The 10,527-nt window shown below is 34.7% G+C and carries 12 protein-coding genes; 7 read left to right on the top strand and 5 right to left on the bottom strand.

What is annotated here, in order from left to right:
- Positions 1 to 38: 38 nt before the first annotated feature.
- Together ABMA72_RS16180 and ABMA72_RS16175 are read right to left on the bottom strand one after the other, a co-directional pair.
- Positions 39 to 1,178 carry a hypothetical protein gene (locus ABMA72_RS16180; RefSeq protein ID WP_393057943.1) on the bottom strand — a complete coding sequence of 380 codons (1,140 nt, stop codon included), beginning with the start codon at positions 1,176 to 1,178 and terminating at the stop codon, positions 39 to 41.
- A gap of 158 nt (positions 1,179 to 1,336) precedes the next feature.
- Positions 1,337 to 1,789 carry a hypothetical protein gene (locus ABMA72_RS16175; protein WP_393057941.1) on the bottom strand — a complete coding sequence of 151 codons (453 nt, stop codon included), beginning with the start codon at positions 1,787 to 1,789 and terminating at the stop codon, positions 1,337 to 1,339.
- Positions 1,790 to 2,065: 276 nt separating this feature from the next.
- Here ABMA72_RS16175 and ABMA72_RS16170 point away from each other — a divergent pair, with 276 nt between their 5' ends.
- Complete coding sequence (locus ABMA72_RS16170) at positions 2,066 to 2,794, top strand: hypothetical protein (protein WP_393057939.1); 729 nt, start codon at positions 2,066 to 2,068, stop codon at positions 2,792 to 2,794.
- 192 nt (positions 2,795 to 2,986) lie between these two features.
- On the opposite strand, the gene ABMA72_RS16165 is transcribed toward ABMA72_RS16170, so the two are convergent.
- Entirely contained in the window at positions 2,987 to 3,679 is a 693-nt protein-coding gene (locus tag ABMA72_RS16165) for a hypothetical protein (protein ID WP_393057937.1), read from the bottom strand.
- A 322-nt stretch (positions 3,680 to 4,001) separates the two neighbouring features.
- Between ABMA72_RS16165 and ABMA72_RS16160 the strand changes: the two genes are divergently transcribed.
- The 3 genes from ABMA72_RS16160 to ABMA72_RS16150 are packed head-to-tail and all read left to right on the top strand — an operon-like array spanning position 4,002 to position 5,056.
- Positions 4,002 to 4,424 (top strand): hypothetical protein, encoded by a 423-nt coding sequence (locus ABMA72_RS16160; RefSeq protein WP_393057936.1) that lies wholly within the window; start codon positions 4,002 to 4,004, stop codon positions 4,422 to 4,424.
- A gap of 23 nt (positions 4,425 to 4,447) precedes the next feature.
- The gene (locus tag ABMA72_RS16155) at positions 4,448 to 4,627 is read left to right on the top strand and encodes a helix-turn-helix domain-containing protein (protein WP_393057934.1); all 180 of its coding nucleotides are present in this window, start codon (positions 4,448 to 4,450) and stop codon (positions 4,625 to 4,627) included.
- A 3-nt stretch (positions 4,628 to 4,630) separates the two neighbouring features.
- The gene (locus ABMA72_RS16150; RefSeq protein WP_393058135.1) at positions 4,631 to 5,056 is read left to right on the top strand and encodes a helix-turn-helix domain-containing protein; all 426 of its coding nucleotides are present in this window, start codon (positions 4,631 to 4,633) and stop codon (positions 5,054 to 5,056) included.
- Between the two features lie 423 nt (positions 5,057 to 5,479).
- Here the strand turns inward: ABMA72_RS16150 and ABMA72_RS16145 are convergent, their stop codons facing one another.
- Entirely contained in the window at positions 5,480 to 6,091 is a 612-nt protein-coding gene (locus ABMA72_RS16145; protein WP_393057932.1) for a hypothetical protein, read from the bottom strand.
- Between the two features lie 451 nt (positions 6,092 to 6,542).
- Here ABMA72_RS16145 and ABMA72_RS16140 point away from each other — a divergent pair, with 451 nt between their 5' ends.
- On the top strand, positions 6,543 to 6,836 hold the full coding sequence (locus ABMA72_RS16140; protein ID WP_393057930.1) for a hypothetical protein: 294 nt from the start codon (positions 6,543 to 6,545) through the stop codon (positions 6,834 to 6,836).
- A 63-nt stretch (positions 6,837 to 6,899) separates the two neighbouring features.
- On the opposite strand, the gene ABMA72_RS16135 is transcribed toward ABMA72_RS16140, so the two are convergent.
- Positions 6,900 to 7,706: an HNH endonuclease gene (locus tag ABMA72_RS16135; protein ID WP_393057928.1), complete on the bottom strand. Its 807-nt coding sequence runs from the start codon at positions 7,704 to 7,706 to the stop codon at positions 6,900 to 6,902.
- 964 nt (positions 7,707 to 8,670) lie between these two features.
- Here ABMA72_RS16135 and ABMA72_RS16130 point away from each other — a divergent pair.
- Together ABMA72_RS16130 and ABMA72_RS16125 are read left to right on the top strand one after the other, a co-directional pair.
- Complete coding sequence (locus ABMA72_RS16130; protein ID WP_393057926.1) at positions 8,671 to 9,642, top strand: ParA family protein; 972 nt, start codon at positions 8,671 to 8,673, stop codon at positions 9,640 to 9,642.
- Entirely contained in the window at positions 9,642 to 10,196 is a 555-nt protein-coding gene (locus tag ABMA72_RS16125) for a hypothetical protein (protein ID WP_393057924.1), read from the top strand. Before ABMA72_RS16130 ends, ABMA72_RS16125 begins: the two co-directional genes overlap by 1 nt.
- The last annotated feature ends 331 nt before the right edge of the window (positions 10,197 to 10,527 follow it).

Below are 10,527 nucleotides of genomic sequence, written 5' to 3'. Positions count from 1 at the left end.
GTGTAATTAGTTAATTTTTTATGTTTTTTTACGCAATATCAATACTTTCCTTGATAGTACCTCTCTAGATAGTCGCCAAAGAAAGTTTGCACAAGCTCTGGACACATCTCAAAATAGCCCTTCTCATACAAAGAATCATGGATAAAATCTAAAACTTTCATGTTCATTCCATACACAAGTGCATGACTCCTCCATTTGGAAGTGAGTGTGCTATTATTCAGTTCGGCGCAGGTAAAGGTGTTATTTTTCTTAATATAATCAAAGGCAGTTTCGAAGATTAGCTTATCGTTGCTTCTGACTTGAGTGATTTCTTCGTATGGAAAGATGTACGAATCCAGAAATTTGTAAAGCTGATCGCTTTCTCCATTCTTTCTCCAGTATAAAGTAGAAGAAAATGGTTCTGCGTTAGTCTCTTCTATCATAAATTTATACACCTCTGCATCAGGCATCCCGATTTCTCTTTTGATTCCATCAGTGCCTGTCCATCTTAAGCGATCTCCCCAGATTGAAAAGTTTGATTGATCACCTTTTCCATACTTGTCACTATACAGGTTTCTCATGTCAACTAACTTGACTACGTCTTTTAAAATCGGGAAATTTAAAGCTATCGTGTGATTATTGGCCTTCGGAAAAGCTGTACCAATTTCATGCACCTCGTAGGGATCAAGCCTTCTTCCATAAGCAAGATTGCGAATAACATTAAATGCGAAACTTTGATCAGACTCGATTCTTTCAAGTACTTCTTTCGATTTAAAAAATTTTCTAATTACGTCCCAGAAGCCATATTCATAAGCAAAACCAATGCCTAATTTAGCGTCATCATAGAAGCCAAAAGGGTCGTTCTTGATATAATTATACAATCTTTCTTCGTGGGCTTTTGCTGAAACACAGAAGTTTTTAATATAGTCCACGTGCCTCTGAATACCGAGGTCTACTTTTGAGTAGGACTTCGCAACAAGCTCAACGTCAACATCGTTACAGTTCTTATGAACCGCCAAAGGAATCGTTTGCTCACCATACGTTGTTAAACCAGACATCCCTTGAAGGTGTAAATACTTCCATGGGGCTTTTTGCCAGTTCTTGTCACCGACTTTAACTGTTTTTGCAGGACCGAAAAATGCAAACGCTGAAATACTAATTAAAAGTGCTGTTAAGAATTTCATTTTAAATAACCTCATATACTGTTCTCAAGTTTTTTTATATAGTATTAAATGACTAATATCTATTACATTGTACATATTTCAACAAGTGAAAAAACATAGACACTTTCTAAGCTTCAAATAAAAAAGTCCCTGTCTTGCAGGGGCCAAAGATATAATAAAATAGTAAATTATTCCTAGATCGATAAAGACTCTCTAATGATCGATGTGACTCTGTCTCTCATTGCTGTTTCATCAAAAGCGACCTTTCTAAGGTATTTTTCAACACCTTTTTCTGCAAGACTAGCAAGAAGCATTGGATCAACATCTCTTCCGCCTTGAAGTACTTGGACTACAGACTCATCTCTGCCTAGGGCGAGATTATGAACTGAAGGCTCATGAAGCCCATTGTAGATAGCATCCTTAGTAAACCCTTTTGCTCTTAATTCTGCTGTAACAAGAACAAATACTCCAATTCTCTTACCTGTTTTCTTTTTGGCCATAGATAGAAGATCTTCTTTCATGTTTTTTTGAATCGAAGACTCGCAGACTCCAATTAATCGAGCAATTTCTTTCTTTGTTAGATCAAGAGCACTGCAAAGATAGTCAACAAGCTCTCTAATTTGAATGTTTCCGTTATCTGTAATCATAGTTAATTCCTCTTTCATTGCTTTCTTCAGCATAATATAGATAAAAAACAATAAATCAATTACCTGTATAAAATTTACCATTTCTAGTCGGTTTAAAACGGAAAAAACTTAATTTTTCCATTTTTCAATTGCTTAAATAGTAATCTATTTCATTTTTTACCATTTTGCAATGAGAAATATGCCACTTTTTTGTGTTTTTACTTGATTCACATGGTCAATTATGATAAATTTATTTAAGTTACAAAATGAACATCTAACAAAAAGGAACAGTCAGTAATGGAAGTAAAATATTCACAAAAAATGCAGGATGCAATCAAGCACCTTACTGACAATCCCAGTAAAGAAAACACTCAAATCTTTAAGGCCCTAGAGGCAGCAATTCAAAAAGTACAAAGCAATCCCATTCACAGAGATTTTGCTAAATATGAAATGAATGAATACAAGGCCGTTGATGTTCTTTCTCAAATAAGGGCCTTCTTTAAGATATACAACCATGAGCAAGTCCTCTTTTTTGTATGGATTAATATTGACCCTAAATTCATACATACCAATAGCAATGGTGCTGACAAGTGCCCATGTTACAATGAATTCAAAAGACAACTAGCAAATGATGAAGTTGAGCAATATGTAACCAAAAAAGAAGTAGAGACTTCTTTTAAATTTCATGGTGCTCTAAGAAGAGATGAGTCCATATTCTGCTCTCTTGATGACAAAACAAGTTTTTCAAGTGCATCTCTAAACCTATCAATAAATGAGAACAGTCAATATAAAATTGAACACATACAAGAAAGTCAATATTACAGCACATCACTCCCTGCTCTCATAGAAGAAGTTTGCAAAAAGGCCGATAAAGAAACCATCAAACTCTACTGTGACATTGACCTGAGAAGGGACAATCGTTTTATAGAGTCTGTCTCTTCTACCCTTGAAAAAAATGGGTTTGAGATACAACTAGAAGACTCTACCTTAAAAGAATACTTAAGACACCCTAACAAGACCAAGTGACAAGCTGAAGAAACTTGTCACTCCTGGGCCAAAACGTTTTTGAGAAAAAGAAATACCTTCGGGGATTCCTGGGCCAGCTTCCATGTTCATGTTAAACGAAAATCAAGACCTTTCTATCATTATTCGCTTTCATATCTTTTAGCTTCTGTTGAATATCGTAAAAACTGATTCACTCTAAACGTACTACCTGCTCTAGCTTCCTAGTGATACGACCCTTTCAATTTTAAATAATTTTTTTAGTCTATTATCTAATCTCGTTGAATCGATACTCTTGTTCAACCTCGGCACGAGATCCCCGTTATCTGTCAATAGACAGTAACCTAGAATACTGGTCTTAAATCTAACCCCTCTTTTATGATTAGGATTGAAACCAGACACATCCAAAACCAAGTTAAACTCAGCGCGAATGTAACCATGTTCATTACCCTCTCTTGACTCGAAAATCACCATATTGGCTTCCTCGTCAAGCTCTGCGGCTGTGTAAGTCACACTATTTTTTGCTTCATGATCAATGTCATAGCTTACCGTTTCCACATTAGGAAATAATAAATCATCTAATCTATTAAGCTCTAGCTTATCGTATTCGTATGAAAACCCGAACATAACAGTCACCACTTCTTTGCTCATTTTATCGATGTCCTGATGTGAAACAGACTTAGAGCCTAGTTTATTGCAGCTCTTACGTAGTTCACTTGGGCCAGACCGTTCAAATTTTGAAAAGTACAGACGATCAAAAAGGAAGTTCTTATAATGAATTGTCGCTTTTGAGCAATCATCATTAAACGAAACTCTTGTAAAATCCTCTTCGTCTAAAATTTCTCTCATTCTCTCGCAATTACTTTCAGCATGAACAGCAGAGCACGAGATCGCGGTAACTATAAACACAGTCTTTATAATTAATAAGATAATATTCATTCTCTTTTCCTTTGCTAATTTCTACACTAAAGCAACTTTAGAGAATTATATAAGTTTTTCAAGTGCCCACTTGAGGGCCAGTTTCGTAAATATCTAGTATTTTCGCATAACCGTTAACTAGCATCCACCTATCTTCAAGTGACCAATAATGCGAATAAAAATTTCAGAATGTTATTTTAAAATCCTATATGAAAACATATAATTCTTACTGTTCATAAAATGCGCAATAAAATGACTATTGTAAAATGTACACAATTCTTGACCATAAAACTTTGTAATATAGAATTTAAATATGAAAGATCTAACAATATCTCAATTCAGAATACTAGCTGATCGAATCGACATCGATGTAATTGAAAACTTTATTCGTGCTGAATACAGGCTCTTTTATAAAGGGGAATTAAAGCACATGACTGCTGAGTGGCAAGACTACTTAAGCTACAATCACTTACCTCCTGACAAATTACTTCGATTTCCAGAGGAGGAATTACGAGAATTATTTTTCACTACTCTTCTTCAAGAATTCAAAAGCCCTTTTCCAAATAGCACTAAATGGAAAAGTATTCCCATTAACCTAAAGAGTATTACAGATGAAGTTATAAACTCCTGCTTAAATAATGATAGTGGAGACATGGGCGGTGGATCAAAGCTTGGCATCGATGGTGGTGGCTTCAGCGGTGGCGACATGGGTGGAGGCATCAGACACTCTTCTTAATAGAGATTAAATGTTATTCCACTATGAAAAACAAGCAAATTTGCGACATTTTAAAAGATTTACGCGTAATCAAGTTCGACAAAAAACTGTCAAAAGAACGTGTAGCTGAAGCTTGTGAAGTTAATCCTTCCACATATATGAGATGGGAGAAAGGCGACTCCACAATTCCTTTTGAAGCTGTCTTAAAACTCTCTATTTTCTAAGATATATCTCTGGACTATTTTGCTGTCGCGCAAGGAAGAAAGGTCAGTAGTAACAAGAAAAATGACAAGAGTTTAAGCATAAGAGAACTGATTTCTTTAAACCTTAAGCGACTAAGGTTAGAACGTAGACTCACACAGACCAAAATCGCACAAAATATCGGCATAAGCAATGTTGCGTACGGGCAATACGAGTCTAAGAAAAGAGAGCCATCTGCTGATATGCGAGAGAAAATTTCTGAAGCTTTAAACATAGATGAGCTTGATTTAATTAGAAGACCAAGCAATGAAATCAAAAGCAGTGATGATCTTTCAAAATTTCGCGATTTAAGAAAGGCATTCTTCCTATTTCAGTCTGCATTAGGATCATTCGACCCCTCTTTAACAGATGGAAATATACAAATATCCCTTCAGATATTCTTGAAAAACTAGAAGGTGCAGATGAAGATCTTTTAGCTTCAGTTAGGCAACTCATTTCTTCAGCTCACTAAATCTAAAACTTTGAATTTATCGGAAAGCAACTTTTCCCTCTCTTCATTGTCGCCTATTGCAAAACAAGTATTCATAAAGACCTGCTTAAGCAATAACAGTGGTGATATGGTCGACGGTTTCTTGATACCTAGTTAATATAGTCATCTAAGCTAAGCTATAATTTACTTAGAGGCTTTATACGTAGTCAATGAAATTATTGCTAATTGACACTCTGATGGCGCTGAAAGAGAACCTCCCCCCTTTCTTTTTCCGAAAACCTCTTCGCAAGACTTTTCTTTTCAGTATTTTTGAACAATCGACATCAGCTCTAAACAGCTTTTTTCATATTCATCTATCCTTCTTGTAACCCAGTACAATACTTTTCTAAAAATTGTTATTATCTAAGTTGTAATAAAACTCCTGAAAAGTGGCCATACAGTTAACCACAACAGCCTTCTCTCCAATGTGAGCAAAATCTTCTTTTGTTAAAATGGCAACGACGGGAGCTTTCTTTGCTACACCTTCATTCTTACTGCAATATCGCTTAGCAATATTCACTCTTTCACTATCATTTGCTTTGACAATTTCATAATTAGCAATACGAGTATGCAACTTCATCCATTGTTCTTTAGGCATATTTCCAAAGATGTAATTTTCAGTTTCACGTAAAGTGCTTGAGGGATACAATTTAAAGAGATCTACTAAAATTTGCTCCTCTTCTTTAATAACATTTTCCATCTCAAGAATGGATTCAAACAATTCCCTTTTTCTTTTATACTCAGATAAACCTTCCGTCCTAACCAGTTCTTCGATAAAGCCATAGGACTCCAGCTCATTCATCGCCGCCTCAGTTTTCTCAACTCCTGTATCAAGGTAGTGATTGAGCTTACTGAAAAACATTAAAGCAAAAAATAATAAAATCACGACTCCGAGCAAATTAATCGCCACATTTGGCTTTTTTATTTTATCTTTTAATTTCTCTAGCATTAAATTCATAAACACTCCTTTTTTAATGCGTCCCTAAGCGGCCACTAAACGAGAATAGCAGATTATCAACTTTCAAGACATCATGAATCAAGGGCAGGGTTTCGGAAGTGAATATCTGTTTCATAAAACACGGATCATCCTATCGAACGATTCACAAGACACTAATTAAACGATCAATATTTTCACAATACTGATAAAAATACTCATGCGAAACCATGTACTTTTTACTGTCCAGGAACTATACACAAACAACTATTTCAACCACTCCCTGATGAAAATAAATTACTACGAAATATTGTGAAGCGATCTTAAAAACTATTCCTCATATTTCAAAAAGCAAGGGCCACTTTAGCTCATTACGACTACACCATGTAAAAATGACAACTCGGAGCAAACAAAAGGAATTTAGATGTAAAACAAAAACAGATAAAACAACGATAGATCAAAAAAGGAAATAAACATGAAATCTAAGATTGTACTTCTCATTGCTATAATTACATTCACACACAATATTTTCGCACAAGAAACGTCTGCAATTAGATACGTCAATAAACGAATCGATAAAGCATCATGCAATGATGACCTTTCCATTAAAGAAAATTATGATAAATGCTTAAGCACACTCTATTGGCTAGAGGAGGTCATTAACGAGAATGCTAGATTTAGACACATATTCACTCAAGAGGTTCAAGAGCTTATCTATGATCGTATAGAGGAAGTTGAAAATATAGGAAGGATTAACGGGTATAAATAAATATCAACACCCCTTCTTCCCTAATCTTTGAATTTATTTTGAATTTAAACATAAATAGACAAGCTAATTCCACTTGTCTTCATACTTGTTTGACTTACCGATATTACAATCCTCACAAAGAACTTGAAGGTTATCAATGTCATCCCTCAAATTCCAGTTTTTCGATATAGGCTTTATATGATCTACATGAAGAATCACACCATCACACCTACCTCTTCCGCACAAAGAACAAACTCCCCCATCACGTCTCAAAACCTTATAACGCACACCCTTCCACGTATTGCTATTGAAGAAAATTCTCTTCTCATAGCCTGAAGGACAATAGTTTTCAACAGCAATCCTCTTTCTTTTTTTTACTCTTTTTTTATTCCCATTAAACCGAGAATCCCCAAGATGTTCTCCACTATACTTTTTCGGGAGAGATCTTTTCATACAATAATGCTTAACAAGATAAAGAAACTTAGACCTTTTGCTTTTGCTCTTGAGGACTTCTTTATCTCCCTCATAAAGATTAAGAACCTCTCTTACAGCCTCGTTTAGAATATCTATATTCTCGATATACTTACGCTTTCTTAACACAGTATAGAAAAAGGCCGGATTATCTCTTATCATTTCGTGAAGCAAGCTATAATTTTCCTTAAAGAAACACTCAGCCAAAGAAGAATAAGCAAGAACACTCTTTTCCTTTTCTTGATTCATCACATAGAGATTGCAGCGAGAGGCTACACTCGCCACTATACTAGCTTTATCATCATATTTCACTAAAGCTTTAGATAGGTTTTTTGCTATCACAGATAATGGAATATTCTTTGCCTTTAGTTTTGCTATAGTCTTATTTGACAAATGGTTACTAAGAAACAACTCTTCCAAAACTTAATCTCCATTTTTAAATTAGAAATACCATAGAAGCATACAGTATAGGCCTTTTCATAATCAAATACAGCTTTCTTGTTTTTAAGTTTTTCAAAGCCAGCGTAACTTATAACCTTGCCTTTGGCATTTTGCTAACCATGTCTAAAAACAATTTTCGCTACCAATTTTCTCGTAAGATAGTCTCCTTGATTTAACCTTATCGCACTCTGATAAGTTTTTGATCGGTTTTACTTATCAAAAAATCTCAATTCGCATAATTATTAAACGCTTACAGACTTGAAGGATTCATAAAAATGTTCACTAAAGCTGTAAGCGTTAATTTTAGTAAATACTCAGGGCATCTTTGACTGGGCAAAGGGTCACGATAGTGATTAGGTAACAAAACAGTAAGCTTTTTAAGAAATAGATTTGAAAAGGATTTATTTTATATACCCAGACCTTTTCCAAAGAGAGAATCATCAACAGAACTTTGTATCATTTCCCTTAATCTTCTTACTTATTTTTATAAATTCTTATGAATACTCGACCTGCCCTTTTTCGATGATTCGGCCAAGATTCCTGTTTCCCTCCTTAATCTTAAACAATCTTTAACATCAAGTTCAAACGGGGCGCACGATCTATTTACAACATAAAAACCTATATATTGATTTCTTTAAAGCTTAACCAATTATTAAAAAAAGCATTGTTCTTATTGTTTATTGTTTAATAAGAATCAGCGTAACAACTGATTCAGTATCTATTAAAATTTAATTTTCTAAGACTCACGCTTTTAAACTTTAAAAGATTACACTTCAACTGTTTAAACTTCACTTGTTTGCACTTCATTATAATGTAGTTCATTAATGTGTATGGCAGATGAATTAAAAAAATATTTAACATATGAATAAAAGTACTTGGAAAGTCGAAAAAAGTACTTTACGATTAATAGTATAAATATGCACAAAACTGTCAGGGAGTGACGATGATTAACGCAAGTGAAGTTGCAAGAAACTGTAACGTATCCTTAAATACTATCAAAAGCGACTTAGATATCCTTTTTGGTATGGAAAACATCAAGCGAACAAAACCTAAAACCGGTAAAATCCTTCTCACCTCAGAACAAGCACGTAAAGTATACGACAAAAGAAACTGTCGATTTCTTCAGAGAATTGTTACGTTTGGAAATCAAAAAGGTGGAGTAGGTAAATCTCTTTTAACGACAAACACCGCTATAAAAAAAGCTAAAGAAGGTGCTAGAGTTCTTATTATAGACCTAGACCCAGAATCTTGTGCATCAAACTTCCTTTTAAATATTGATGAATTAAGTAAAGATTACAAAACTATGCTTGAGGTATTTAGAGATAATCTTGTCTTTAAAGATGCTATCAAGAAAACAAAGTATGCGAATCTAGATATTGTGCCATGCAAGAGTGCTGCGAGACGCGTTGATAAATTTGTTCAAAATGAAAACCTTAGTACGCTAATGAGCAAGAAAATGATTGGGCTAGAAGAGTATGACCTAATCTTTTTCGAGATCCCCCCTACTTTCTCTACTCTCATTGAGAGTGCATATATAACATCCGATCTAGTTGTTATGCCTTGTTTTCCAGATTCTTGGTCTATAGAGTCATCTTTCCTTACCAATGAAGATATTTTAGAATCTGCTGAGAAATGGAATATTGATCCACCAGAAATAAGAATCATTCTTAACAAGTTTAATGATAAAAGAAATGCTTCTCAAGAAGCATGGAAAGTTTTGACAAATGAATTCGGTGAAAAGGTCTTACCATTCACCATTAAGGATACTGCGGAACTCCAAAACTCAATCAACGATGGAAAGTCAATCTTCGACAAAGGAGTTAGGGCCTCAAAACTTCTAAAAGAAAGCTTCTCTGACTTAGCAAACACTGTTTGTCCTATTGTGCAAACTGAAACAACAAGGACGATTCAGTAGTGAGAGAGTTAAACAGACAGACACACAGGCAAAAAAGCTCAGAAAACGGCCAGAGAAATGAACTCATTGCAGCAAAAGCAGAGATAGACAATCTTGAAAACATTATTGCTGAACTAAAGTCTTCTCTTACTCTACTACAAAGTAGCAAAGACAAGGAAATTCTAAGGCTAGAAAATGAGAACACTACGTTAAAAGAAAGCGTCTCAGCACTAGAAGACAAACTAGAAGACAAGATCTCTACAATTAACAAACTACAAAAAGAAGTTAATAGCACAGACATTCCTAGTACAGCCCTTGCTGTAATACAAAACAAGGAATTAACTTCCAAAGATGTTAAAAAGCTTTTTACAGGTTTAATGGCAGAGAGCAAGGAACAGAAAAGTGATACCGTCATACTAAGCAGAATGGATATGGTTGTTAAGTACGATGTTAATCAATCAAAAGTAAGTTCATCTCTAAAGGCGCTAGCAAATCATAACTTCATAGAAATCATAAAAGACGGACACTCGAACTCAAAGACAAAGTACAAAATTTTAAATAAGCTACCTATTTAAGATGTAGGCCAATTTTCTATGTCTTGGCCTACATCTCCCTACTTCCACCTCTTGACGTAAGACCACAACCAATCCTGAATTATTCACTTAGTCCTCATCTCAAGAAATATATAGAATGCACACAGTTCTATATCGATCCTTCCCTGGTCTACTGTCGTTCGTGTCGTCAGACCAACAGTGCAAAACTTAAAAAGAAAAATGTAGTGCATAAAAATGTAGTGCAAAAAAATGTAGTGCATAAAAATGTAGTGCATAAAAATGTAGTGCAAAAAAATGTAGTGCAAAAAAATGTAGTGCAAAAAAATGTAGTGCAAAAAAATGTAGTGCAAAA

Source organism: Halobacteriovorax sp. CON-3 (assembly GCF_043196995.1).
Lineage (GTDB): Bacteria > Bdellovibrionota > Bacteriovoracia > Bacteriovoracales > Bacteriovoracaceae > Halobacteriovorax_A.
Note: the sequence above shows the minus strand (reverse complement) of the source record. Positions and strands in the feature narration are given on the sequence as shown.